This is a genomic window from Halobacillus ihumii (assembly GCF_902726645.1).
Lineage (GTDB): Bacteria > Bacillota > Bacilli > Bacillales > Halobacillaceae > Halobacillus_A > Halobacillus_A ihumii.
Genome location: NZ_CACVAO010000001.1, coordinates 2,500,418 through 2,526,746, shown reverse-complemented (window position 1 = coordinate 2,526,746; position 26,329 = coordinate 2,500,418). Strand labels below are relative to the sequence as shown.

Genomic DNA, 26,329 nt, shown 5'->3' with positions numbered 1-26,329 from the left:
GACTGTCATACACTTGAAATTCATAACTCTAATTGTTTTCTTAAGGCCTTAATATAGTTACGGCTAACCGAGAGTCTTTCCTTATGGCCTTTTAATTCCAGTTGATAAGCACCGTTAAACCAGGGTGTAAGCCGATCAACGTAATCGAGATTAACGAGATAGCTCTTGTGAATTCTGAAAAAAGAAAAAGGTTCCAATCGTTCTTCTATATCCTTTAACGGCCATTTTGTATCATGTGTTTTGTTTTTTCCTACGATCTTCGTTACCCGTCCTTCTCGGTACACATATAAAATGTCTGCAGGGTCAAGGTAACTGATTTCACCTTCTTCTTCTACAGCTAGTTTCGCAGGTAACTGAGCTTGAGCTGCTGGACCACTGCTTCCAAATAGCCTTTTCTTCAGCCGTTCGATAGTCTCGGAGAACTGATCTTCATCAAATGGTTTAAGCAGGTAGTCCACGGCTTCATGGCGAAACGCTTCAGCGGCAAAATGGGAATAAGCTGTTGCAAAAACAATTACAGGCACTTTTTTTAATTCTTGGACAGATTGAGCTACTTCCATCCCATCCATTTTTGGCATTTCCACATCAAGAAACAGAACATCAGGCTGCAACTGTATCGTTTTCATTAACGCTGCCTCACCTGAATCAGCTTCCCCGATTACTTCTATAGAAGGATGCTTTTCTAACAAGAAAATGAGCTCCTCCCGGCTAAATCGTTCATCATCAACCACCACCACTGTCATTCTCATACAGATTCCTCCTCTCTTATTCCAATGAAAAAGGAAATCTCTGTTCCTTTGCCCGGTTCACTGCTAATATGTAGTGCCGATTGACTCCCGTGCATATGCTTAAGACGTTTATTCACATTGTATAACCCTAACCCTGTTCCTTCTTCAGACTCTACTTCCTCACCTCCCAGCGCCTTCAATCGCTCTGGAAGAATACCGCTTCCATTGTCTATGACAGATATGTGTACGCCTTCGGTCACGTGTTTAATCTGTATCGTAATTTCGCAATCTTCTTCCTGATCTTTAATTCCGTGTTTGATACAATTTTCTACTAAAGGCTGAAGAGTTAAAGGGGCAATTTTTACTCCCAGCGCCCGATCCTCCACCTCATAGCGCACATGTAATTTATCAACGAATCGAGTCTCCTCGATGGTTAGGTAAGACTTCACATGCTGAAGCTCTTCCTTCAATGAGGTCCATGTTCTTGTCGTTGATTCGAGATTTTGTCTGAAAAATTTAGAAAGAGCAATCAATAATGCTCTGGCCTGATCAGGTTCTGAGCGTGTAAGGGAAACAATCACATTCAATGAGTTAAAAAGAAAATGAGGATTTACCTGGGCTTGCAGTGCCTTTACTTCGGCTGCCCTCGCCAGTTCCTGAGCTTTCTCAGCTTCTGCAATTTCAAGCTGCTGACCAAGCAAGGCACTTAAACCCTGAATCAATTCAAGTAGTACGTTCGACACTTCTTTTTCAGATTGAACATAAAACTTCAACGTCCCGACGACTTCCTGTTTCCTGTTGAGCGGAGCGATAACAGCAGCTCCGAGAGGACAGTCCGGATCACTGCAGTTGATATCCTCATGACGAGCGACAACGAGTTCGCCTGTTCGAATGACCTCTTTTGTAGCTTGTGTCAGAATCATTCCCCCCGGCTGATGGTGGTCGTCTGCCTGTCCAACATGAGCCAATATTCTCTGATTATCCGTCATTGAAATTGCCCGAACCCCTACTTCATTATAAATAATCTGGCAGGCCTTTTGCGCGGAGTCCATCGTCAAACCTCTACGCAAATATGAAATTGTAGATTCCGCCAGTTTAAGCGCTCTTTGTGCCTGGATCGCTCCTGCCTTCTCTTCCTCATTTAATACATTACGTATAATGAGTAAGAACAAAGCCGACCCGACCCCGTTGGCCACGATCATCGGCAGGCCAATCTCCTGTACCAGCTCCCAAGCACGAGCAAATGGCGCTGAAATGGTAAGGATAATACCCATCTGTACTGTCTCTGCAAGCGCCCCGACTACTAATGCCGTCTTTAACTTTAGGGGTTGCTCCTTTTTGTGAAACAAACCGGCTATCAGCCCCGCTATCACCGCTGAGATTCCACACGCAAATCCTGTGAATCCCCCAAGGGAAAATCGGTGGATTCCGGCTATTAACCCTGCCCCCACGCCAATCCGGTAGCCGCCAAACAACCCAGCAGCAACTATCCCGATTACACGAGAATTGGCAAGTGCCTCGGACTCACCGAGATTGATGGCCCAGCTGCTATATTCAAATGAATGCACATCATATGTAATGCCTGTGTACGTACCTATAATTCCAAACAATCCAAAAAACACGATCGCCATATATTGCTGAGGCCGGTCAAGTGTCTTCTGATCGATCAATTCACGAAAAAAACGAAAACGAGTAATAATAAAAGCAACAGTTACTATAATGCCCAAACGCTCTAGCATCGGCAAAAGCAGCTCAAACATAGACCCTACGTCCTCTCCTTTTATGATTATGCTAATATTGTAGCATGGTTATAAGCTTTTCATACAAAGTGCTCCACAGGACGCGGGGTAGTTCGCCTGGCAACTACTTTATAAATTCCTGTACGGCCACAAACGGACAGCAATTTCTGGTACACTGAATGGAAAGAGGTGAGACAATGACAACAAATTTGGCAATTATTCAAATGGATATAGCTTTTGGTGATCCCGAAGTGAACCGAAATCATGCACGGACACACATAAAAGAAGCTGTTGAACATGGCGGGGAAGTTATTCTTCTTCCTGAAATGTGGACGACAGGTTACGATTTAGGTCGTTTTGATGAAATCGCAGAAGAAATAGACGGTCCTACCCACCAATTAATGATGGAATTGGCACAACAACATAAGGTTACGGTCGCAGGTTCTGTAGCCGAACGTGATGGAGAGGATTTTTACAATACGTTTGTTGTCTATGATGAGTCTGGTCAGCGTCGTCTGAAGTATCGAAAAGCCCACTTATTCCGCTTGATGGATGAAGAGAAATTTTTGAAATCAGGGGATCAACAGGGTGTATTTCAATTAGGAAATACACCTGTAGCTGGTGTGATCTGTTATGATATTCGCTTCCCTGAATGGATTCGAACGCACATGCTTGAAGGTGCCCGTGGATTGTTCGTCACGGCTGAATGGCCAAAGCCGAGGACTGAGCATTGGCGGAATATATTAATCAGCCGCGCTATCGAAAACCAATGTTTCGTCATTGCTTGTAACCGAGTTGGAGCCGATCCTAATAACGAATTTGGCGGTCATTCACTTGTGATTGACCCATGGGGGACGGTCGTTGGTGAGGCCAGTGAAGAGGAAGAGATATTGATTGTAGAAGTTGATTTTTCCAGAGTAGAGGCTATTCGCGAACAGATTCCGATATTTCAGGACCGCAGACCCGATCTTTATAAGTAATTCAGCGTAATCTTATACCTTTACGTGAATCTTTTTTATGATTCAAGGGAAAGTCCTCCTTTTGATGTTTGTATTTGGTTGTACAAATGCATCATAACGGAGGGCTTTTTTCATGGAAGAACCCCTATTCTAAATCCCACAGAAATCTCATGTGGGAACAGCGCGAGTCGAAGGCCCCGCTGAAAAGCGTTCTTTGTTTTCTGAGGAAGCTCGTTTAGAGAAAGGTTCTACTATACACGAGACAGAGGAAGTTCGACTAAGTTCGGCACGTCCTGTGGGGCCGACGGAGCGATGGTAAAACCTCTCCCTTGGAACACAAATAATCCGAGCTGATTTGACTAGTTCGGATTACTTTATGCTTTATTCAGTTTTATCCCAATTCTCTTCTATTTATGGCAAGCAAATATTAGGAACAGCGGAATCCGCAATCTTCGCCGATACTCTTCCTCACTAGTAAACATTTCCCTCTTAGGCGTACATTCACTTATATCGTCCATTTTAAAACCAGATGCTTTGATGATTTTAACATAGTCTTCAATCGTGCGATGATATTTAACGACTTGTTCATCGATCCACGGTTCAACTCGTTTTCTCCCTTGAAAATAGTCATCGACCACCCAATTAGTCTTTCTCGATGATTGCACAGCACTCACTTGTGAAGCTGTTAACACTGGATGTTGGACACTAAAAATAAACCTGCCATTTTCATGAAGCGCTCGATTAATTTGCTTAAAAATGTGCTCAAGTTTTTCTATGTAATGGAAGGACATCCGTGAAATGACAAAATCATAGTGGTTCAAAGGGTAGTTCCATTCCTCTAAATAGGAATGAGACACGTGTCCTTGTAATCCGTTAAGATTTTTTGCTGCTTGCGCTGCCATGTTACGCGAACCTTCCACTCCTTCGTATGATGAGCACCCTTGATTGAGCAACTTCACACCAAACTGAGCATCTCCACACCCAAGGTCAAGAATCTTTGTCTGATCCACTTCTCCGAGCAACTTCATAAAAGCCGGGTATTCCATTGTATTATTTGGACTATCCACCCTATTTCTTCTTGATAAAAAACGTTGGAAAAAATCATCCTCATCATAGACTGATGGACCTTTATACTCCATGTGCTTTCCCCTTTCGTTCTGCTGTTTGTTGCTCCCCTGTTTCTGCTTTTATTTATTTTATCACAACATTGTCTTTTTAAGGATATAATTTCCAAAAGGAAAAGCACCCAGCCTTGTGGATGCTTTACCTTTATCCAAAAAATAAATCAAAAATATTACTGCTTTTAGAGGCGTCTGCACTACTGCCGCATTTCACACATCCGCTCCGACCAGGGAAAAATGTTTCACTTAGCACGGCGCGCCGCTTGCTGAATCGGATCCCACACACTGTTATAAGGCGGAGAGTAAGAGAGATCCAAATCAACAAGCTCATCAACCTTCATACCATGGTAAATCGCTGTTGCCAGCACATCGATTCGTTTATCAACACCCTGACCTCCGATAACCTGGCCTCCAAGTAACTGTCTTGATTGTTCATCGTAAATCAGTTTCAGTGTCATCGGATCTTCTTTTGAATAATATCCGGCTGCGTGTGTAGAGTCAATTTTCACTGTTTTGTAAGGGATATGTGCTTCCTTTGCCTCCTGGGAGGAAATTCCTGTCCTGCCAAGCGTCAAATCGAAGAACTTCAGAATGGAAGTACCGACAATCCCCTGAAAAGTTCGAGGGTGATCTACCATATTTAACCCTGCAATTCGACCTTGTTTATTTGCATGGGTTCCAAGCGGCACATAATCCGGCCGCTGCTTAACACGGTTAAACTGTGTAGCACAATCTCCCGCTGCATAAATATCCATAATGCTCGTTTCCATAAAAGCATTTACTTCAATCGCCTGATGATAACTCGTATAAATGCCTGTTCCGTTTAAAAAAGAAGTGTTAGGAGCTACACCGACAGCTGCCAGAACAAGATCAGTTTCATATTCTCCTTTATCGGTGATCACACTGTTTACCTTTTTCGTTCCATTGAACCCTTCTACAGATTCACCAAGTAACAACTCAACACCTTGCTTCTCAGCTTCCTTATGAATGAATTCACTCATATCTTCGTCAAAAATTTTGCCTAAACGATCGCCACGATCAATAATATTTATTTTCTTCCCAATGGCAGCCAAATTCTCAGCCATCTCCAGGCCAATATAACCTCCACCGATAATCGTCACTTGATCTGCTTTATCTCCTAACCCGGCCATAATATCCTTTGCATCAGGGATCGTTTTTAATGAGTAAATACCAGACAGATCCTTTCCTTCCCATGGCGGCATGACGGGATCTGCACCCGTAGCGATAAGTAAACGATCATAGGATTCTTTAAACTTTTCCCCGCTGTTATGATCGATTCCGTAAACGACTTTGTGGTCACAGTCCACTTTGGTAACTTCATGAAGCTGCCTCGCATCAATTCCATACTTATTGCGAAACTGCTCCGGCGTTCTGGCAACTAAATCATCAAATGATTCCACCTCTCCTCCAAATACATATGGCAGACCACACTGGCCGTACGAATAGATTTCACCACGTTCCAACGTAACAATTTCATTTCCTTCACTATTACGAACAATTTGCATCGCCGCACTCATGCCGGCTGCATCTCCGCCAATAATCACAAACTTCATTCCGACCACTCCTTCTCATCATCTATCTTATTTATACCCCAATTTGCAGTTCAGCAAAAACAGAGCTGCTTTACAAATTACCGTTCACACGTTATGATAACTTATTAGACTTTTCAAAAATTTTATGAAAAGGTGCGATACTATGAAAACATTCCCCCAATCGGAAACGCTGAAAAGACTGCCCGATCAATTTTTTGCAACACTCGTTAAAAAGTTAAATACATATCAGAACCAAGGCCACGATGTTCTGAACTTGGGACAGGGTAATCCCGATCAACCTACCCCTCCCCACGTTGTTCAATCATTGCAAAAGGCCTCTGAAAACCCGGTTTATCATAAATACCCGCCCTTTAAGGGATTTGATTTTCTAAAGGAGTCGGTCGCTGAGTTCTATAAACGTGAATATGACGTTGAAGTAGACCCCTCCTCAGAAGTTGCAATCATGTCCGGCAGTAAAGCCGGGCTTGTAGAGCTAAGTCAGTGCCTTCTTAATCCGGGAGATGTCGCACTCGTGCCTGATCCTGGTTACCCAGATTACTGGTCTGGTGTCTCCATAGCCGATGCTGTCATGAAGTCGATGCCGCTTCTGCGCGAGAATGACTTTCTACCAGACTATGCACAATTGGACAACAACATTTTGGAAAAAGCTAAATTAATGTTCCTCAACTATCCAAATAACCCTACAGGAGCTGTCGCTTCAGAGGAATTTTTCCAGGAAACCATTGACTTTGCTGATATGCATGATATTTGTGTGGTTCATGATTTCGCGTATGGAGCTATCGGATTTGATGAACATAAAAAACCGCTGAGTTTTCTGCAAATGCCTGGATCAAAAGAAGTGGGAATTGAAATCTATACGATGTCTAAAACTTATAACATGGCTGGGTGGCGTGTTGCCTTTGCTGTTGGAAACCCTAGTGTGGTCGAAGCGATCGAACTAATTCAGGATCACTATCATGTGAGTCTGTTCGGTGCCCTTCAGGAAGCTACAGCTACAGCTTTACTTGAGCCTCAGGATTCTGTTAGAGAATTACGGCAAACGTATGAGGAAAGAAGAGATATTCTGGCAGAAGGGTTTGAAGAGTTAGGCTGGGACCTCCAGCCATGTAAAGGATCCTTTTTCGTATGGTTGAAGGTACCTGAAGGCTATTCATCACAATCTTTTGCTGATGCTTTGCTGGATCAAGTTGGATTGTTTGTGGCTCCAGGTATTGGCTTTGGAACCTATGGGGAAGGATACGTTAGAATTGGACTGAATAACTCGAAAGAAGACCTTGAAGAATCAATCCGTCGCTTTAAAAAATTCCAAAAAGCGGAGTCAGAGCAATAGCACTCTGACTCCGTCTTTATTTATTAAAATGGAAATTCTCGATACCCGCTCATGACCCCAATCGTTTTGACTGTTGTAAATTTATCAATTGCCCAAGAACCGCCAAAACGTCCTAGTCCAGATTGTTTTTCACCACCGAAGGCAACATGTCCTTCATCGTTGACAGATTGGTCGTTCACATGAATCATACCCGTGTCTATTTGTTTAGCTACTTCAACACCACGATGAATATCAGTCGTGAACACCGAACCACTTAAGCCATATGGTGAGTCATTAGCCAGTTTAATCGCTTCCTCTTCATTAGCCACTTGAATAACAGCAGCTACCGGACCGAAGATTTCGTTGTTCGCAATTGGCATGTCATTCGTTACATTTGTTAATAAAGTCGGTTGTATCAAGTTTCCCGTTACCTCTCCGCCAGCAAGTTTTTCAGCTCCCTGTTCAAGGCTGTCGTTCATATTCTTTTGAATACGCTCAGCGGCTTCTTGATTAATGAGCGGACCCACGATCGTTTCTTTTTCAGCAGGGTCGCCAACCTGCAGCTTTTGGATTTTTTGCTGAAGAGCTGATACAAATTCATCATGAACTGACTCATGAACAATGATTCGGTTGAGTGCGATGCAAATTTGTCCTTGGTGTAAAAACTTACCGAAGGAAGCAGCTTCGACAGCCCTGTCAATATCAGCGTCATCAAGGACGAGCATTGCGTTATTACCGCCTAATTCAAGGGCCGTATCCTTTAGATGCTTTCCGGCGAGCTCTCCGATATGGCTGCCCACCTCTGTAGAACCCGTAAATGAAATGAGTGCAGGTATAGGATGCGTTACAAAAGCATCTCCAATTTCAGAGCCACGGCCTACGACAACATTCAATACTCCAGCCGGAAATCCTGCCTCTTCAAATAGTTCAGCAAGAAGCAGCCCTGCTGTAGCAGGAGTGCTTGAGGCTGGTTTAACCACTACTGTATTACCTGTGGCAATGGCCGGCGCCACCGATCTCATCGCTAAATGAAACGGGAAGTTCCAAGGGCCAATAACTCCAATGACTCCTTTAGGAGAACGATAAATACGGTTTTCTTTCCCCGGTATGTTCGATGGCAGGATTTGTCCTTCCATACGTGTTGGAAATGAAGCAGCTTCTCGAAGAATGCCATTAGCTGTCTGGAACTCTGCCTCTGCTTTAGTCAGCGTACTCCCCGATTCCTTCACAAGCCAATCTATAATTTCATCCTTGCGATCCGCCACAACTTTTTGTAGTGAATCAAAGTAATCTTGTTTTTTCCCTGGTGTAACCTTTTTCCAATCTTTCTGTGCTGCCTGTGCAGACTTATATGCTTGGTCCAAGTCTTCCTCATTAGCTGATGGAATACTTGCAATAGTATGATGAGTATAGGGATTTATATTCTCAACGGTTTGTTCGCTTGCCCCCGTCTTCCACTCCCCATTGATATATTGTTTAGTAAATGTTTGCGGACTCATGTGAGTTCCCTCCAATTTTGTAAGTCACAAAATATATTTTCCACCTCATACTTGTCCTCAAACATATTGCAAAGGCTATACCTTCATCACCATATCCACATGCGGGATGTTGTCTTCCAAGTAAACTTCTGTAACCTCTTGAAAGCCAAACGATCCATAAAAATGTCTTAAGTACTCCTGCCCATGCAGGGATATCCTCTCAATATTGTCTTTCTGCTTTAATGTCTCAATTGCTTTATGCATGAGATCTCTTGCATAACCTTTACCGCGCTGCTGCTTCACGACAAGTACGCGGCCAATTGAATCATACTCCCCACTTGCCTGCGATGGAACAATTCTACAGTAGGCAATCATTTCTCCGCCCTCTTCAAGCCAAATATGTACACATTCTTCATCAAGTCCGTCCACCTCTTTGTACGGACAATTTTGTTCAACGACAAATACTTCTGTTCTCAACTCCAAAATTTTATACAGTTCTTGAGTAGTGAGCTCGTGAAATGTTTTTTGAATCCACTTCATAATCATTCTCCTCCATACATGATACTCTCACTATACAAAAACTCTTTATTTGAATAAAGAATATAACTCACACCACATTTTAGAATAAATTCATTGTGGGAAAATCTCTTCCCTCAAACCACTCTCCCTGTACTAGTGAAACTAATTAAAATGGGCATAGTTAAAAAGAGCCAGCAACAAGTTGACACCTTTTTAACTGTTCAGTAGTATTATATATATGAACATATAAACATATATTGAAATAAGGGGGGTTCAGCATGGGGCACCATCACCATCATCATGACCATACGACTGGAAATATTAAATTAGCTTTCTTTCTAAACTTGGGGTTTACACTCCTGGAGATTGTCGGAGGAATTTTAACCAACAGTATGGCGATCCTTTCAGATGCGTTACACGATTTAGGTGATTCGCTATCCCTCGGGTTAGCATGGTTTCTGCAAAAGTACTCGAAAAAAGGAAAAAACCATAATTTCTCTTTTGGCTATAAACGCTTCTCACTTCTAGCTGCACTTATTAACAGTATTGTGTTAATCGTAGGATCCGTGTTTATTTTAACAGAGGCAATCCCGAGACTTATGGATCCCGAGCAACCACATGCGGGCGGAATGATCGCGTTCGCTATATTAGGAATTATTGTTAATGGAGCAGCAGCTTTTCGGCTGCGCGGTGGGGAATCAATGAACCAGAAAGTCATGTCGCTGCACCTTCTTGAGGACGTTCTCGGATGGGTGGCTGTACTAGTTGTCGGCATCGTCATGGCCTTCGCCTATTTACCGATTCTCGATCCGATTGCTTCCATTGCCATCACCCTATACATTTTATATAACGTTGTCTTAAATTTAATCAAAACGATGCGGTTATTTCTTGAAGGAGTCCCCGAAGATGTTAATCTGGAAAGTGTGGTTGACCGAATCAATGCACTTCAGCACGTTGAATCTACCCACCATACTCACTTATGGTCACTGGATGGGGAACACCACGCCTTCTCCACACATATTGTGGTGCCTTCTTCCGCTTCCAAGGAAGAGATATGTACAATCAAGGAACAAGTAAAATCGATCATTAATACGATTCACCTTGACCATATTACAATTGAAATTGAGTATGAAGATGAGTACTGTTCTATGCATGAGCAGGATGAAGGAGGGTTTCAGCATGGATGATTCTTTTTATTTGAAAGACTTGGATGAAGAAACGCTATTTATTGTCAGTCAAACGTTCAAAGCCTTGTCTGATCCAACCAGAATTCGGATTTTAAATCTCCTTTTTGAAAGGGAATATGCGGTTAATGAAATCTCTGAAACCCTTGGGCTTCGGCAATCAACAGTCTCTCATCAGCTCCGATTTCTTAAAAATTTGCGACTCGTTAAATATCGCAGGGAGGGGACGACGATTTACTATTCTCACGATGATGAACATGTTATTAACGTGCTTCAGCAAATGATCAAACACGCTCTGCATCATTAAATAAGAGGCTGAGACAAAACTGAATAAAACATAAAAACAATCCGAATCAGTTCGGATTGTTTTTATGCAGAGAAAAAATTTCTTCCCTCGCTCCGTCGGCCCCACAGGACGTGCCGAACTAAGTCGAACTTCCTCTGTCTCGTTTATAGTAGAAACATCCTCTAAACGACGACCTTCCTCGGAAAGCAAAGGACGCTTTCCCGTGGGATCCTTGGCTCGCGCTGTTCCAGCGGGAGTCTTCGTATTTTGACATCATTGCATTACTTATGTCCAGAATTATAATTCTAATTCTTCAGGTGTCTGAGCTCCTGCATTCATTAATCGAATGCTCTCTGGATAAATCTCCAATACGATATATTCAGGGTCATCTTTTCCAGAAAACCACTGTTTCATTCTGTCATTCCACAATTGATCTTTTATATTCTGATCGTCACGGATCTTAGCTTGTCCTTCTACTTCCAGGTAGGCATCGCCAAGTCCTTCACCCTCGTACCCAATTAAAATGTAAACATTGGGATTCGCCTCAATTTCCTCTGCTTTATGAGTTTTTTTATTCGTAGGGGTGTAGAAAGTAAATTCATCATCATTTGAAAAGGTCATAAACCTTGAATACGGCTTTCCGTCTTTAACTGTTGCCAGCGTACCAACTTGGTGCTTTTCCATAATATCAAAAATCTTTTCTTTAAGCGCTTGCTGATTCATTGATATTCTCCTTTCCGATTTGGGAAATGTATAATAGGTTTTCCTTCATGGGCAAATAAGTAAACATTCATGACTGAAACGGATTTGACACTTGTTAATGGTTCTTACTTTATTCTACCCTTATCCTGCCTTTATACTTAAACAAAGGAGTGACGGAAATGCGAAGTGGAAATCCCGTTTTAAAAGATAAAACCTTTCAAAGGTCCGGCAACCCCGGGGCAACAATGTCTCTCGGTGGAACCGTAGCCAAAACCTTCTTTTTATTTCTCTTTTTACTCGGTTCAGCACTTTACACATGGTATCAGTTTTCACAGGGAGTAAACGTCAGCCTCATGATGATCATCGGTGCGATTGGAGGGTTGGTTTTCGCCCTGATCACGATCTTCATTCCAAAAGCAGCACCTGTTACAGCACCTATTTACGCAGCACTCGAAGGTTTTTTCATTGGAGGAATTTCTTCGTTCGCGGAATCAAACTACCCGGGGATTGTCATTCAAGCAGCTTCTTTAACCTTTGCTGTTATGGGTGCGCTCCTGTTTCTCTATGCAACAGGCATCATTAAAGTAACGAAGAACTTTAGATTAATGGTTATTTCGGCTACGCTAGCGATCTTTATTGTCTATATCGTTAATTTCATTTTAAATATCTTTTTTCAGGCAAGTGTTCCTTACTTGCACTCAAGTGGACCGATTGGGATTGGGATTAGTTTGGTGATTGTCGCGGTTGCGGCCTTAAACCTCGTACTTGATTTTGATTTCATTGAACGAGGCGTTGACAAAGGAGCACCTAAACATATGGAATGGTATGGGGCCTTTGGACTGATGATTACACTTGTGTGGCTCTATATAGAAATCCTTCGTTTATTACAAAAATTGAGGAGATAATAAAGGTCAGTCCCCGCAATCGGGACTGGTCTTTTTCTTTTGTTACATTTGTAATATTTGTAATGAAAATGTAATATAAATGGCGTAAATATGTTACACTAGAGCAAGAAATGCAACCAGGAGGAAGATCATGCGCAGTCATATATATAAAGAAAGAAAAAAATATATCCTAGTTCCCATCTTGTTCTTTCTACTAGGCAGTTCCATCTTCTTTATGAACTCCTCACCTACCCGTTCTGAAAAAACCAATTCGACCATTCCAACCCTATTTGTTCATGGGTTCAAAGGCGGGCCTGGAACATTCAATACAATGCTTCAGCGTTTTGAAAACAACAATTGGGGATCTAAGCAGATGGTTATTCACGTTTCATCCTCAGGAGATCTGCGGGTGCGAGGGAATATTCCTCACTCGTTGAATCCGTTTATTCAAATCCTGTTTGAAAATGACCGTGCTAATTTAAAGGATCAAACACATTGGTTAAAAAAAGTGATGCATACCCTTAAAGTGGATCATGGTGTTGAACAAGTTAACCTTGTCGGTCATTCTATGGGAGGCCTCGCTTCCGCGAATTTCCTGTTAAATAATCAACAAGGGGATTTTCCTTCAGTGAATAAACTAGTTACTGTTGGCAGTCCTTTTTTAGGTATTAAGCAAGAGAGTTATTTTGCTGTGAACACGGGAGCAGCTACAATTGATTTAAAAGCAGATTCACATGCTTTAACAAATATGATCAAAAATAAAGAAAACATTAACTCAAAGGTTCATGTTTTAGCGATTGCGGGTGTCATTAACCAGGAAGCTCCACCTGCCAAGCAATGGGATGGGCTGGTCAGTAAGCGGAGTGCCCTAGGGCTCAGTCGCATAATCCCGCCAGTAAATTACCAGGAACGGATATTTTTCAACGAAACCGCCACACACTCGGGTCTGCACGAATTTACCGAAGTCGACCAAGCGCTCGCACAATTCCTCTGGAGCATACAAAACGACTGACATGGAATATTATGGATGACCTGAGGTGGAAGAAACATCCACCTCAGGTCATCCATTTTTTGTAATTTATAGTTTTTGATATTTGTGTCTGACGGTTTCGGCTATTGCTCCAATGGTTTGTTCTTTGAATGAATTGGATACAGCTCTTTGCTCGGATTCAACGTAATAAAGTGCGCCTCTATCGTTATCATGTTCTTTGTATCCCATTGACTTGAGCTTCTTCTCTAGTTCAGCGGGAAGCACCGTTTGACCAGTTTTTTCTTTAAAGTAATCACTCACGTACACTTTAGCGTCGATATCATCAGAGCCCGTGTACACAACAAACAGATCTTTGGGCTGCCTGCTGACCCATAAACCTTTTGAAAAGACTGATATCCTGTTTTTCTCAAGAGTAGAAATTCCTTCTAAATTGATTCGAAAAATTTCAAGGATCACTCCCCTGATTGCATGTGGCGGAATGTTTACACCGTAACCTTGTAAGCATAAGTCCATCGCTTCGACTTTCGATAACGATTCTATGTATTTGTCTGTCGTTGAAGAGCCCTCTTCCCTTAGAGCGGAACGGATCCGCTCCATCACTTCCTTTGAATACATACTCCCCCTCCTCCTGTTAATAAATTCCACCTCAGGTCTTACAAAAAAAGGAAATCAAAACTGTATTCTGTCTTTGTATTTTTCTACGAGGGATTGGTTATGTTGTTCGGAACCATCGACATTGCCGCTTAGAAAGATTGGAGGATCTTCTCCTAATTCTTTTAGGCTAACAATCGTTTTTGCAAAAAGGTCCTGTAAAAGTGCGGTGCCAATGACAGAAGAAGATGGAGCAAAGGCGTGGGCAATTCCTTCTTCTTCTAAAGTTGCATCCCCGACAGGAACCTGTGTATCAACTACCGTATTAACAACGTCTTCTAGTCTTTTCCCAGAAGGGTGTCGAGACGGCTGTGAATGTGTGTATTCCTTTGACATCAAACCGATGACATAAGCACCCCGTTCCCGTCCGAACATTGCAGCATCAATTGGAGCAGGGTTACGGCCTGAAGTCGAGATCACAATCAACACATCTTCTTCGCGAATATCCTCATCGGCAAGGACATCATTGACGTAATCCACTGTTTTTTCGTTCACACTGGATTGAAGCGCACCCTCGTGTAACATCAGGGATTCGATCATAATAGGACGAACGGGTACAAGACCTCCTGCCCTGTAATAAGGTTCTTGGGCAATCAGGCTGGAATGACCGCATCCAAACAGGTGGATTATCCCTTCCTGTTTAAGTTGCTCTGCCATCGTCTGACTGACAGTGGTCAGCTGACCGGCAGTTGAGAACTCAAGACTCCTGAGCTGTTCAGCTATCTTTAACAAATAGTTCATTCATACTCTCTCCTTAAGCTCGGTAAATATCACTAATGAATTTATAGCGATCTGCACGATAGGATGACTTCACAACTTCAAATGGAGTTCCATCCGTTAAGGAACTATTTCTTTCGATATGCAAGATAGCTGATGCTGCCGGTACATCTAACAAGGATGATTGCTGCTCATCAGCTATGGTTGCCTCAATCATTTGACTTGCTTTGCCAATCTTTAATTGCTTTGATTTTTCAATATAATCATACAGTGACCCTTGCACAATTCGTTCGTCAAGACCAGGAAACATAGAAACAGGAATGAACGTCGTTTCAACCGCCATTGGCTTCTGATCAGCATAGCGAATTCGCTGGATTTTATAAACTTCCGCCTCTTCATGGAGCTGCAACTTTCGAGATACATCAAACGGGGCAGGTATCTTCTCAAATTGCAATAGCCTGCTGCTTGCTTCCATTCCTCTTGAACTCATATCCTCTGTGAAACTGGTCATACCTTGAAGAGGCTGCTCAATTTTTTTATCAGCAACAAACGTCCCTCGGCCTTTCTCTCTATACAGGACTCCTTCATTCACCATATTTGTAATCGCTTGTCTCACTGTCATCCGGCTTACATCATAAGTTTCAGAAAGCTCCCGTTCAGACGGGATCATATCACCCGCCCGATAATCGTCGTCAGCGATGCGCTGTTTTATATCTTCCTCAATTTGATAATACATCGGGAGGGGTGACTGCTTATCTATCATAGAATTCGGACTCCTCTCAAAGCTTTGCTTGTTTATAAGCTGGTTCATCAACAATTAACGTGACATGATCATGTTTATTCAAGGCAGAGGCAGGAAAAGATTCATCTTGTTCCCCTTTAAGCAAGCGCTTGATAGCCTCAGCCTTTTCTTCTCCTGAGGCAAGCAGCACGATCTTTTTACTTTTTAAAATAGACTTGATCCCCATTGTAACCGCCTGGTGAGGTACCTCCTCAATCGAGTTGAAAAATCTCGCATTCGCTTCTCTTGTTGAATCAGATAAATCAATAATATGTGTTTCACTGTCAAAAGAAGTTTCAGGTTCATTAAAGCCTATATGTCCATTTTGTCCTATACCAAGCAATTGAAGATCCGGGGGCCCTATTTCCTCGATTAACTGTTCATACCGTTCACATTCGTAAGCAAGGCCGCTTGCTTTCCCATTAGGAATATACGTGTGATCCGGGTCGATATTAATCGAATGAAATAGATGTCTGTTCATAAAGAAATGATAGCTTTGAGGATGGTTTTTGTCCAATCCGACATATTCATCCAAGTTAAGTGAATAAACACCCTGATAGTCGACAAATCCGCTTCTGTACCCGTCCACCAATTCTTGATATGTGCCAAGCGGCGTGCTGCCTGTTGCTAAACCAAGTACAGAGTCAGGCTTTTTTTTCACTTGCTCTTCAATATACTGACAAGCTTTTTTACTTAGCTCTTTATAATCCTTTGTGACGATGATATTCATGGTGTATCCTCCCTGCGATCGTGAGCGAGCACTCCTCGGCATACCGTCATTACGACGCCGAATTCTTCATCTAAGATTACTAAATCGGCATCTTTACCTTCTGCAATACTTCCCTTTCGATCTTCAATCCCTAACTGGGTCGCTGCGTTTGCGGACGTGATGCGGACGAGGTCCTCTATCGTTATCATTGTATTTTGGCTCATGTTGGACACAGCCTGTTCCAGTGTTAAGATGCTCCCTGCTAATGTTCCGTCAGCTAAGCGAGCTTCATTACCCACGACATTTACGTTCTGGCCGCCAAGATCATAGGTCCCCTCTGGAAGACATTTAGCCCTCATCGCATCGGTGATTAAAATAGTGCGATCAGCCTGGGTATGCTGATAAGCAAGCTGAACCATCTCTGGACGGGAATGGACGTGATCCACAATCATTTCCACCATAAGCTCTTGATTTAAAAATGCTCCACCGACTATACCCGGTTCACGGTGATGCAGTCCGCTCATTTGATTATACAAATGTGTAATATGGCGTGCACCGGATTGGACGGCTTCTGTAACTTGATCATAAGTAGCCTGACTATGGCCAATCGACGCTACGACCCCTGTCTGACTAACATGTTTAATGAACTCCATGCCATTTGGTACCTCAGGAGCCAGCGTCACAAGCCGAATGTTATGGTTACTCACCGCCTGCCATTGATCAAATTGCTCAATAGAAGGCATGCAAATATGCTCCAAGGGCTGGGCGCCTGCTTTTTCCTGTGAAATAAATGGACCTTCTAAGTGGATTCCGAGCACCTCGGCTTGACTGTTTGCTTTTTGTTGGTTTATATAAGTTCCGACTGTTTGCACAGCACGGGAAATATTCTCTTTCGATTGCGTCATCGTTGTTGCCAGGAAGCTTGTCGTCCCTTCCTCAGGCAAACGAGAGGCCATACCTTCAAGCGCGTCATAAGATGCATCCATTACATCATGTCCATCGGCACCATGAATGTGAACATCGATGAAGCCAGGAACAAGTGTCCACTGTTTATCCTGTCCATCAATAACCGTATCTGCCTCGCCTATAAAGTGATCAGATATAGTAGTGATTTTCCCATCTTTCACCTGTAAGCATGCGGAGCTTATTGTTTTCGTCTCTGTTACAATCTTTATGTTTCTAAATTCAATGGTTTCAGCCATGATTCCACTCCTTTCTTACTAGTGGAGAGGCTGGGACATAACTACACTTCTTAAGTGAGAAGGCTAACGATGTGCTGCAGTAGGGAAGTATATTTTCGTAGCGGTTTATATGCACAATCGTACTTTCTGCGTAGTTCGGATTTTAATTTGATAAAAGCACATTTGTCCCAGCCTCTTCAATTATTGAACAGTAACAATCCCTGCCTCACCTTGGGAAAAACTTCCGGTTTTATGAAGCGTTACGGTTTCATTTTCTAAATTTGTAAAAATAATTGGAGTGACAACAGAAGGAGCTTTACTTTTCACAAAGTCGAGATCCACACGTATCAGCGGGTCACCTTGTTTGACTGTCTGATTAGCTTCAACGAGTGTTTCAAAACCTTCGCCTTTTAGCTGAACGGTATCCAAGCCAATGTGAATAAGGATTTCCATTCCATCTTCAGTTTCAAGTCCAATTGCATGTTTAGTAGGAAATACTTGTACAACTTTTCCGTTCACAGGTGAAGTAAACGTATCTTTCTCGGGATCGATGGCGAAACCTGGTCCCATCATACGGGAAGCAAATACTTCATCAGGTACATCTTCAAGCGGCATAACCGTTCCTTCATTAGGCATAACAAAATTTTCTGCAGATAGTTTGCGGCTGCCAGACGAGCTTCCTCCCTGTTCTTCTCCCTTCGGATCAGTATCCGGCGGAGTCTCGTTCCCCTGATCTATTCGCTTTCTCATGGACTCTGCCAAAAATTCAACGGTTGTTCCTACGATTACTTGCAGATTCTGCTTTCCAACTTTCATGACACCGCGTGCTCCGTAACGTTTTAATGCTGCTTCATTCACTTTGTCCCGGTCATCCATTTGCAGACGAAGACGAGTCGTGCAATAATCCAGTGTTTTAATATTCTCAGATCCTCCGAGTGCTTCAAGGTACTGATAAGCTTTTGCATCATAATCATTAGCCGGTGTATTAGGCTGTCCAACTTCCTGTGTTTCTTCTACAAGATCTTCATCCTCATCTTCTCTACCTGGAGTTTTCAAGTCGAGTTTAACAATCAAGAAGTAGAAAACAACGAAGTACACGACACCCAGTATGAGTCCGATCAGAATCAACATAAGTGGATTCTCTGCAATACTGTAATTTAGAAGATAGTCTATAAGCCCTGCCGAGAAACCGAAACCATGGCGAACATCCAGCATAAATGCAGCCACCATGGAAACACCGGTTAATAGAGCATGCACAACAAAAAGCAGCGGGGACAAGAACATAAATGTGAATTCAATCGGTTCTGTCACACCTGTTAGGAAAGACGTTAGTGCAATACTTAATAACATGCCTCCTACAGCTGCTTTACGATGCTTCTTAGCCGCTGCATACATAGCCAAACAAGCAGCTGGAAGACCAAACATCATAACTGGGAAAAAGCCCGCCAGGAAATGTCCCGCTTCAGGGTCACCGTTTAGGAAACGATTTATTTCTCCTCGGACAACTTCCCCTGATTCAGTTGTAAATGTTCCAAAGTCAAACCAAATTAATGTATTCATTACATGGTGCAGGCCTACCGGAATTAACAAACGGTTCAGAACGCCATATACACCTACACCCAGTTCTCCGGCATTTAAGATCCAGTTCGCTGTAGCATCGAGCACATTTTGCGGGTAAACCCACAAATAACCAAACACAAAGGAGAGCGCGACCATTACTAGTGAAGTGATGATCGGAACGAACCTTTTCCCTCCAAAAAATGATAGAAATTCTGGAAATTTAACGTCATGGAAGCGATTGTAAAGCATCCCGGCAATAACCCCGGAAACAATTCCTGAAAATACTCCCATATTAATATCTTCGTTAATCGCTCCAATTCCACCTTCGAGGACTAAAACACCGACGGCACCAGCAAGAGCAGCCGCTCCACTTCCGTCCTTCGCAAATCCCATAGCAATACCAATCGCAAATATTAACGACAGGTTTGTAAGGATCCCATTTCCCGCTGCTGTCACAAAGGGAACATCCAGCATATCTTCCATACCAAGACGCACAAGTAATGCCGCCGCTGGCAAAGTAGCAATTGGGAACATTAATGATTTACCAATTCTCTGTAAAAAGTTCAACATGTTTCTCCACCCCTTTATCGCATAAAAAATATGAAAACGCTTCATAGACACACTTTATCATTTAAATATATAGTTGTCTATACCAATATATAAAAATTCCATATTCAGCTGCTTAACACAACAGATTGAGCGTCATTTTTCGACGGGGACAGGCACAACCTCTAAAAATTTTCATAATTTCAGAAGTCTACTCATATTCATCAAAGGTAGCTCATTCAATTAAGAAAGGAGAGGAAGTTACCGTGAGCAAGGAATATAATAACAGAAATAAAACGGATGATAACCTCGTTAAAAAGACTTCTAATGAAGCTAAAGACTTATTCGGCCACACTGTTGATACATCTGGTAAAATCGTTAAGTCAATTTCCGGTGAAGGTGGACTTATTGGGAAAACCGTCGATTCCTCAGGGAGAATTTTAAAAGGGACCGCTGACAAAGCGAATGATGTAATTGGAAAAACTTCAGAGGCCCCTGGAAAATTATATCGAGGTGCCAAAAGCCGTTTGAGTAAGAAGGAAAACAATGAGGAGAAAGAAGAGTAAGCAGCCTGTCTTTTCTCTAATCCGGGTACTCGCCCGGGTTAGAGTTCTTCTTGAACCCAATCTTCCATGGCCAGTTCATGATTAATTACCACTCCTGCTTCATATCCCTCTCCTACAGCACCAGCCAGTCCAACAAATGAGTTCTTGGCATCACCAATCACATACAGTCCTTCTACGCTTGTCAGGCCATGATCGTCTGATTCATAGCCTCCCCGTTCATTCATCTGGATCCCCAACTGTTTGGGAAGATCGAAAGCTTGCTTCTCTCTGGTATTTAAAATGAATCCACCTGTTCTAGAAAAAGCTTCTCCTGTTTCCGTTATCACCTTCTCTAATTTACCATCAGCAGATTGTAACTTTGCAATGGGTGTCTCTACTGTGGCAATCGCATGCGCTGCCAGTTCTTGCTTGAATTTAGAGTCAAACTGGGCTGCTCCATTCGTAAATAAAATAAGGTCGTTGCTCCAGTTATTGAGTAATTTTGTAAAAGGTACGACATTCTCTTCGTTTCCAAACACGGCAAGGGGTTCCCCGCGCCGCTCCCATCCATCACAATATGGACATGGGAAAACGGACATGCCATACACCTCTCGAAAACCAGGTATAGCTGGTAATTCATCGATCATTCCTGTTGCCACAATCACCCTTCTTGTTTTAAAAGTGTTCCCCAGATGAGTTGTAACGATATACTGGTTAGAATGTTTTTCTACTTGTATCACTTCCTCATCGAAACACGTAACGTTGGGATAGGACGTCAACTGCTGCCGGGCAATCTGTCGAAGTTCCTGAGGCTTTATTCCGTCTCTTGTCAGCAGTCCATGGGCCTCAAAAGTAACACTATTACGAGGAGTTCCTTTATCCACAATGACGACATTTCTACAAGAACGCCCTAATACAAGGGCTGCACTTAAACCTCCCGGCCCTCCACCTATTATCACCACATCAATAATTGCTTCATCCATACAGACAGCCTCCCTTGATCACCTAGATCTAGTTTTGATCAAAAAAGAAGGATCTATCCTGTAAGAATAAATGATATCTTAAATCGTTTCCTTTTCAGCAATACTACATCAGGATTACCCATTCATACCATGGACCCCCGCCTTAAGAGAATGATAACGCCCAGATCTGGTAACAATATATTTACAAACTGAGATACTGAGGGATTATGACATGGAGCTGCAATTAATTGAAATATATGCACCTGAACAGTTCAACTACAAAGATGAATTGTTAGAAAAATTTTCATTCGTCTCTCACTGGATATCTCAACAAGAAGAACAAAAACTCCATATTCAAATTCTCGTGGAAAAGGAAGACTCCGAGGAAATTCTGAACTATTTAGAAAAAGCAGCTTATGATGAGCATAACGAATTTGATGCCATGCTCTATTCGATAAAAGCGTATATCCCTAGTAAATACAACGAAAAAAATACTCCTGACGATGATCAGAAGCAATTTGAAAGAGCCAGTAAACACGAGTTATACTCTATCGTCGATTCCTCAAGCAAAATTGACTTTAGTTTTTCCTGGTTTACCGTATTTGCTGCCCTCGTAGCTGCAGTCGGTGTATTCCAGAACAGACCTGCCTTAGTCATAGGGGCCAATATTATCGATCCGTCGATCAGACCCATAATAGGGATCTCATTCGCATCCGTGCTTGGTGAAGGGAAACTTGTCCGACAATCAATGGCGACAGCACTATTCGGTCTATGCATCCCTATCGTAATCGCTGCTTCATTTGGATACCTGTTCCCTTTGCCGGTAAACAGCAATGAATTTATCTCTCAGACGAATGTTCACCTGATTGATCTTATTGTTGCTGTATCAGCTGGAGCTGCAGGATCTTTATCCTTCGTGAAGCGGTCCCAGGGCCAACTTGTTGGAGTCATGGTTTCATTGGCTGTACTACCTCCTGCTGTTGTACTTGGTATGATGCTAGGTGCTGGTCATTGGAACGGAGCAATCATGCCTTTTTTACTCCTCGTTATTAATATCAATGCCATCTTGCTGTCAGCAATCGTAGTATTTTGGCTCAGCGGCATCAAACCGGCTAACTGGTCGGAGATTCAGGAAGCCAGCACCTCACGTAAGAACTCTTTACTGTTCACTGGCCTTATCGGTCTTATCTTAATTATCACTGTTTTAATTTTATAAACTAAAATAGAAAGACGCGGTTATCTTTGAACCGCGTCCCCTAACATAAGGCAACATTTAGTTGCTATAGTTTCTTTATTTGAAAGTTATTTTGCAATACAGCCCAGTTTTGAGGAAATGGGTTTCCTAGCACCCAGAAACTAGACCCTCTGAGGCCATAGTTCTTGATTGTGTCATACTTAGCCTGTACGCTTCGGGCATCTTCAAACCAAACCTCATGTTGCTGTCCCGTTTCATCTACATAGCGAAAAAATGGAGATTGGTACAATTTATTATACTGAATTTCTACTCCATATCTAGCAGCCAACTGTACAGCTTCTTTAGGACTGATTGTTCGCGCCGTAGTCCCCTCTACCCATGGGATCTCCCAATCACGGCCATAGAGCGGCATACCCATCAGGATTTTTTCGCGAGGGATAACCGTCACAGCAAAATCGAGAACTTCACGGACTTCGTTTATCGGAGCAATCGCCCACGGTCTTCCACCTGCCCATCCCCATTCATAGGTCATGAGGACAACAAAGTCGACGATTTCTCCGTGTGCCTGATAATCGTGCGCTTCGTAAAGCAGCCCCTGTTGGTCTGCACTATCCTTTGGGGCAAGAGCTGTGGAAACAAGCAATCCTCCAGGGTGGAAACGTTCGACAACCCGTCGTAGAAAATTGTTATAGTTTTCTCTGTCTTCTGGATAGACATATTCAAAATCAATGTTGATACCTGCATATCCTTTTGCATTGATTTGCTCCAGTAGATTAGTGATTAACGTCTCTTGCAAGTCAGGATTTCGCAAAATAGCAGCAGCTAAGTCCGAACTAAAGCTCCCTTCTGAGAAATTCGTTAAGACGAGAAGCGGAGCAGCATTAACTGTATGAGCCGCTTCTAAAATAGGCTGATCACCCATTTCTGTGATACTTCCATCATCCTGGACAGCGTACATAAAAGGGGAAAGGTAAGTAAGATTCGCTCCTAGGGCCAGCACTTCCTGTACCCCTTGCTGATTCAGCCGTGTAGTGTATGCATTTACTTCTGTAACCGGCCCCCTTGATGCAGGAATTTTTAAAGTAGTTCCCGGAAAAATTAACGGGGGGTTTTGAAGGTTATTTGCTTGAGAAATTTGATTAACCGTTACTCCATAACTTTGTGCGATGGACCATAAGGATTCTCCGGGCTGAACGATATGCGGGAAAAAAGGAAGTTCAATCAGTTCACCTACGTAAATAATCGAGGGGTTCGTGATATTATTAACGTTAGCAAGTTCATTAACAGTAACCCCATACATTTGAGCGATGGACCACAAATTATCACCAGCCTGAACAACATATTCACGTTCAGGATCCGGAATAACCAGAGCCTGCCCTACCACAAGTACATTAGGATTCTCAAGTTGGTTAGCTAGTATAATTTGATTAATATTAGAACTATAAACCTGCGCTATTCGCCACAACGCATCTCCAAACGCAACGACATGAATTTGCATGCTATCTCTCCCCATTTGCAATAAATACTCCATTATATGTGTGGGCTGCTCGTCCTATTATAATGAGGTAGATTACGGGGATTACATTAAAAACGACCACTTCTCAAGGAGAAGCGGTCGTTTACGTGCATACTTATTTAACTATCCGTAACAGCCCGATTATTGGCCTGGGACCTGATCTGGTCAGGATCATCTTGATCTGGACGCGACCGTTTAATAAAGAACGACAATACTAGTCCAACAATAGCTGTAATACCAGCAACGATAAAGGAAACATTCACTCCGTGTACCAGACCATTTACACCTTGCTCAGGAAGCGTATTATTTACCATCACCGTGACAAGCAAAGCCGTCCCAACTGCACCTGAGACTTGGCGCATCGTATTATTCATGGCTGTACCATGAGGGATTAAATGCTGTGGCAGCTGATTTAATCCAGCTGTCGTTACAGGCATCATAACCATTGCTACACCGAGCATTCTAACCGCGTTAACAGTAGCTATATAGGCAAATGTTGTTTCGGCGCTCATATTGGTAAACATAAAGGTTGTAATTGTTAAAATGGATAAACCAATAATCGCAAGCCACTTGGCACCAAACTTATCAAATAGACGACCAGTGACCGGGTTCATAATACCCATCAATAAGGCACCTGGTAAGAGCGCCAGTCCTGACTCAAAGGCTGTAAAACCAAGCATATTTTGCATTAATAACGGCAACACTGTTGCAGCCCCGATCATCGCAATAAACACAACCATACCCAGAGCCGTAGTTAACGTAAACATTTTATACTGAAATACCCTGAATTCAAGTATCGGTTGTTTCAATTTCATTTGTCGAAGAATAAACCATGTCAGCGCAAGAGCACCTACTACCATAGAGATGACTACTTGCTGACTGTCCCACCCGCTGCTGCCGGCAGAACTAAACCCATATAATAACCCGCCAAATCCTAGTGAAGATAAAATGATCGACAAAATATCAAGCTTAGGAAATGTGCGTTCCGTCACATTTTTAAGAAGAATATAGGCTAGAATGATGTCAACGATAACGATAGGTAAGATGACGTAAAACAGACTTCTCCATGGAAACTGCTCTACAAGCCAGCCTGACAAAGTCGGGCCTATAGCCGGAGCAAATGCAATCACCAGGCCAAACATCCCCATAGCTGTTCCACGCTTTTCAATAGGGAAAATGAGAAAGAGTATAGTTTGCATCAACGGCATGATGATCCCGGCACCGGCTGCCTGTATAATTCTTCCTACCATCAACAGAGAAAAGGTCGGGGCTATCGCACAAATTAATGTGCCAATCGCGAACATCCCCATTGCAGATAAAAACAAAGCTCTCGTTGTGAAACGGCCAATTAAAAAAGCTGTAATTGGAATCATGATACCATTTACTAACATAAATATAGACGTTAACCACTGGGCTGTGTTCGCCTCAAGATGTAAATCAGCCATGATGTGCGGCAGGGCCGTAGCTAGAAGCGTCTGATTTAATATAGCAGCAAACGCCCCTGAAATTAAGACAAGCATCAGAGGTACCTTGTTTATAGTCTCCCCCTGTGCCTGATTGGTATTGTTACCCATGTTATTCCTTCTTTCCATATGATTAAAAGAGGACACGAACCTTTATTATTGTTTATAAATTAAGATGATTTTATAAGGCCTCTCTTTAGTAAACTTAATTCAGCAGTGTAGTTTTCCATAGCTTCCTCTACAGGCAGCTCCTTTGCATAACTTTGTACAAGGTTATGAAAGGTTACCGCTACGGTAATTTCGAGAAAGTGATATAACTCCTCTTCACTCGAAACATTTAGTTTTTCCGTATTTATCAGCTTAAAGATCTCCGCATAACGCTCGTTAAATGTATCTTTTGTCAGAAGTTTAGCGAATGTATTTTCAATTTTATAATTCATATTTAAAAAGGCATTTCTAATAAAATCATTTTTACCTTGATCTTGAGAATATTCCAGAGAAACTTGAAAGATTGCAATCATCGTTTCAAATATATCTCCGTCATATTTCTTTAGAAAGCTAATAAAATGCTCGTGCCTCCTCTTTGCATCTTCGTTTAGCAAATAAAAGAAGATATCTTCTTTATCTTCAAAATACTGATAAAAACTCCCTCTTGAAATTTTCGCCGTCTTCACGATATTTGAAATAGATGCATCGTAAATTGAGACTCTTGAAAACTCTTTTTTTGCTGCATCTATCAAGGCTTGCCTTTTTTCTTCGTTTAAATTATGAAATGTTTGTTTGGGCATCATTTCTCCCCCAATCTAATTAAAAAATGACACGGTGTCACTTAAGAACAAGAACTACTATATATGACACTGTGTCACATGTCAATGAATACACCCGACTATTTGAAAAAAGTCTTCAATTCTATCTTCTGTGACCATATAGCTCTCTAAAAGGAAACATATGAAGAAACGCAGCTCTATTAATCTTTTATCAATAAAAGGTTAATAGAGCTGCGTAATTGTTCTAGCTAAATAAAGCACA

25 protein-coding genes are annotated in these 26,329 nt (G+C 42.3%); 8 read left to right on the top strand and 17 right to left on the bottom strand.

Annotated elements, in window-relative coordinates:
* Nucleotides 1-20: 20 nt before the first annotated feature.
* Nucleotides 21-749: a LytR/AlgR family response regulator transcription factor gene (locus G6R08_RS12590; RefSeq protein ID WP_163528378.1), complete on the bottom strand. Its 729-nt coding sequence runs from the start codon at nt 747-749 to the stop codon at nt 21-23.
* On the bottom strand, nt 746-2,488 hold the full coding sequence (locus tag G6R08_RS12585; protein ID WP_163528376.1) for a sensor histidine kinase: 1,743 nt from the start codon (nt 2,486-2,488) through the stop codon (nt 746-748). Before G6R08_RS12585 ends, G6R08_RS12590 begins: the two co-directional genes overlap by 4 nt.
* 176 nt (nt 2,489-2,664) lie before the next feature.
* Here G6R08_RS12585 and G6R08_RS12580 point away from each other — a divergent pair, with 176 nt between their 5' ends.
* Nucleotides 2,665-3,447, top strand: a complete 783-nt coding sequence (locus tag G6R08_RS12580) for a carbon-nitrogen family hydrolase (protein ID WP_163528374.1) — start codon at nt 2,665-2,667, stop codon at nt 3,445-3,447.
* A 386-nt stretch (nt 3,448-3,833) separates the two neighbouring features.
* On the opposite strand, the gene G6R08_RS12575 is transcribed toward G6R08_RS12580, so the two are convergent.
* Entirely contained in the window at nt 3,834-4,565 is a 732-nt protein-coding gene (locus G6R08_RS12575) for a class I SAM-dependent DNA methyltransferase (RefSeq protein ID WP_163528372.1), read from the bottom strand.
* A gap of 224 nt (nt 4,566-4,789) precedes the next feature.
* Nucleotides 4,790-6,121 carry an FAD-dependent oxidoreductase gene (locus G6R08_RS12570; protein ID WP_163528370.1) on the bottom strand — a complete coding sequence of 444 codons (1,332 nt, stop codon included), beginning with the start codon at nt 6,119-6,121 and terminating at the stop codon, nt 4,790-4,792.
* A 142-nt stretch (nt 6,122-6,263) separates the two neighbouring features.
* Between G6R08_RS12570 and G6R08_RS12565 the strand changes: the two genes are divergently transcribed.
* Complete coding sequence (locus G6R08_RS12565; protein WP_163528368.1) at nt 6,264-7,451, top strand: pyridoxal phosphate-dependent aminotransferase; 1,188 nt, start codon at nt 6,264-6,266, stop codon at nt 7,449-7,451.
* A 23-nt stretch (nt 7,452-7,474) separates the two neighbouring features.
* On the opposite strand, the gene G6R08_RS12560 is transcribed toward G6R08_RS12565, so the two are convergent.
* Both G6R08_RS12560 and G6R08_RS12555 read right to left on the bottom strand, forming a co-directional pair.
* Complete coding sequence (locus tag G6R08_RS12560; RefSeq protein ID WP_163528366.1) at nt 7,475-8,929, bottom strand: aldehyde dehydrogenase family protein; 1,455 nt, start codon at nt 8,927-8,929, stop codon at nt 7,475-7,477.
* A 75-nt stretch (nt 8,930-9,004) separates the two neighbouring features.
* Nucleotides 9,005-9,448 carry a GNAT family N-acetyltransferase gene (locus tag G6R08_RS12555; protein ID WP_163528364.1) on the bottom strand — a complete coding sequence of 148 codons (444 nt, stop codon included), beginning with the start codon at nt 9,446-9,448 and terminating at the stop codon, nt 9,005-9,007.
* Between the two features lie 257 nt (nt 9,449-9,705).
* Here G6R08_RS12555 and G6R08_RS12550 point away from each other — a divergent pair, with 257 nt between their 5' ends.
* A complete protein-coding gene (locus G6R08_RS12550; protein WP_163528362.1) occupies nt 9,706-10,614 on the top strand; it encodes a cation diffusion facilitator family transporter in 909 nt (302 codons plus the stop codon).
* Nucleotides 10,607-10,918, top strand: a complete 312-nt coding sequence (locus G6R08_RS12545; protein WP_163528360.1) for an ArsR/SmtB family transcription factor — start codon at nt 10,607-10,609, stop codon at nt 10,916-10,918. The genes G6R08_RS12550 and G6R08_RS12545 overlap by 8 nt, the downstream gene beginning before the upstream one ends.
* Nucleotides 10,919-11,194: 276 nt before the next feature.
* Here the strand turns inward: G6R08_RS12545 and G6R08_RS12540 are convergent, their stop codons facing one another.
* On the bottom strand, nt 11,195-11,620 hold the full coding sequence (locus G6R08_RS12540; RefSeq protein WP_163528358.1) for a pyridoxamine 5'-phosphate oxidase family protein: 426 nt from the start codon (nt 11,618-11,620) through the stop codon (nt 11,195-11,197).
* Between the two features lie 158 nt (nt 11,621-11,778).
* Here G6R08_RS12540 and G6R08_RS12535 point away from each other — a divergent pair, with 158 nt between their 5' ends.
* Both G6R08_RS12535 and G6R08_RS12530 read left to right on the top strand, forming a co-directional pair.
* A complete protein-coding gene (locus G6R08_RS12535) occupies nt 11,779-12,504 on the top strand; it encodes a Bax inhibitor-1/YccA family protein (RefSeq protein ID WP_163528356.1) in 726 nt (241 codons plus the stop codon).
* Nucleotides 12,505-12,634: 130 nt separating this feature from the next.
* On the top strand, nt 12,635-13,495 hold the full coding sequence (locus tag G6R08_RS12530) for an alpha/beta fold hydrolase (RefSeq protein ID WP_163528354.1): 861 nt from the start codon (nt 12,635-12,637) through the stop codon (nt 13,493-13,495).
* A 66-nt stretch (nt 13,496-13,561) separates the two neighbouring features.
* On the opposite strand, the gene G6R08_RS12525 is transcribed toward G6R08_RS12530, so the two are convergent.
* From G6R08_RS12525 to nagE, 6 genes are all read right to left on the bottom strand, one after another.
* Entirely contained in the window at nt 13,562-14,089 is a 528-nt protein-coding gene (locus G6R08_RS12525) for a hypothetical protein (protein ID WP_163528352.1), read from the bottom strand.
* A gap of 54 nt (nt 14,090-14,143) precedes the next feature.
* Entirely contained in the window at nt 14,144-14,866 is a 723-nt protein-coding gene (locus tag G6R08_RS12520; RefSeq protein WP_163528350.1) for a sugar isomerase domain-containing protein, read from the bottom strand.
* 13 nt (nt 14,867-14,879) lie between these two features.
* Nucleotides 14,880-15,605, bottom strand: a complete 726-nt coding sequence (gene phnF, locus G6R08_RS12515) for a phosphonate metabolism transcriptional regulator PhnF (protein WP_163528348.1) — start codon at nt 15,603-15,605, stop codon at nt 14,880-14,882.
* 16 nt (nt 15,606-15,621) lie between these two features.
* A complete protein-coding gene (nagB, locus tag G6R08_RS12510; RefSeq protein ID WP_163528347.1) occupies nt 15,622-16,353 on the bottom strand; it encodes a glucosamine-6-phosphate deaminase in 732 nt (243 codons plus the stop codon).
* On the bottom strand, nt 16,350-17,534 hold the full coding sequence (gene nagA / locus G6R08_RS12505; RefSeq protein WP_163528346.1) for an N-acetylglucosamine-6-phosphate deacetylase: 1,185 nt from the start codon (nt 17,532-17,534) through the stop codon (nt 16,350-16,352). Before nagA ends, nagB begins: the two co-directional genes overlap by 4 nt.
* Nucleotides 17,535-17,714: 180 nt before the next feature.
* Nucleotides 17,715-19,643 (bottom strand): N-acetylglucosamine-specific PTS transporter subunit IIBC, encoded by a 1,929-nt coding sequence (gene nagE / locus G6R08_RS12500; RefSeq protein ID WP_163528344.1) that lies wholly within the window; start codon nt 19,641-19,643, stop codon nt 17,715-17,717.
* Nucleotides 19,644-19,885: 242 nt separating this feature from the next.
* Here nagE and G6R08_RS12495 point away from each other — a divergent pair, with 242 nt between their 5' ends.
* A complete protein-coding gene (locus G6R08_RS12495; RefSeq protein WP_163528342.1) occupies nt 19,886-20,185 on the top strand; it encodes a hypothetical protein in 300 nt (99 codons plus the stop codon).
* 38 nt (nt 20,186-20,223) lie between these two features.
* Here G6R08_RS12495 and G6R08_RS12490 read toward each other — a convergent pair whose 3' ends face one another.
* The gene (locus tag G6R08_RS12490) at nt 20,224-21,147 is read right to left on the bottom strand and encodes an NAD(P)/FAD-dependent oxidoreductase (protein WP_163528327.1); all 924 of its coding nucleotides are present in this window, start codon (nt 21,145-21,147) and stop codon (nt 20,224-20,226) included.
* A gap of 211 nt (nt 21,148-21,358) precedes the next feature.
* On the opposite strand from G6R08_RS12490, the gene G6R08_RS12485 reads away from it, so the two are divergent.
* A complete protein-coding gene (locus G6R08_RS12485) occupies nt 21,359-22,342 on the top strand; it encodes a TIGR00341 family protein (protein ID WP_163528325.1) in 984 nt (327 codons plus the stop codon).
* A gap of 64 nt (nt 22,343-22,406) precedes the next feature.
* Here G6R08_RS12485 and G6R08_RS12480 read toward each other — a convergent pair whose 3' ends face one another.
* The 3 genes from G6R08_RS12480 to G6R08_RS12470 form a co-directional block, all read right to left on the bottom strand.
* Nucleotides 22,407-23,819, bottom strand: coding sequence for a glycoside hydrolase family 18 protein (locus tag G6R08_RS12480; RefSeq protein ID WP_163528324.1), 1,413 nt, complete (start codon nt 23,817-23,819; stop codon nt 22,407-22,409).
* Between the two features lie 137 nt (nt 23,820-23,956).
* Entirely contained in the window at nt 23,957-25,411 is a 1,455-nt protein-coding gene (locus tag G6R08_RS12475; protein WP_163528321.1) for a DHA2 family efflux MFS transporter permease subunit, read from the bottom strand.
* 59 nt (nt 25,412-25,470) lie between these two features.
* On the bottom strand, nt 25,471-26,091 hold the full coding sequence (locus G6R08_RS12470; RefSeq protein WP_338035431.1) for a TetR/AcrR family transcriptional regulator: 621 nt from the start codon (nt 26,089-26,091) through the stop codon (nt 25,471-25,473).
* Nucleotides 26,092-26,329: the final 238 nt, after the last annotated feature.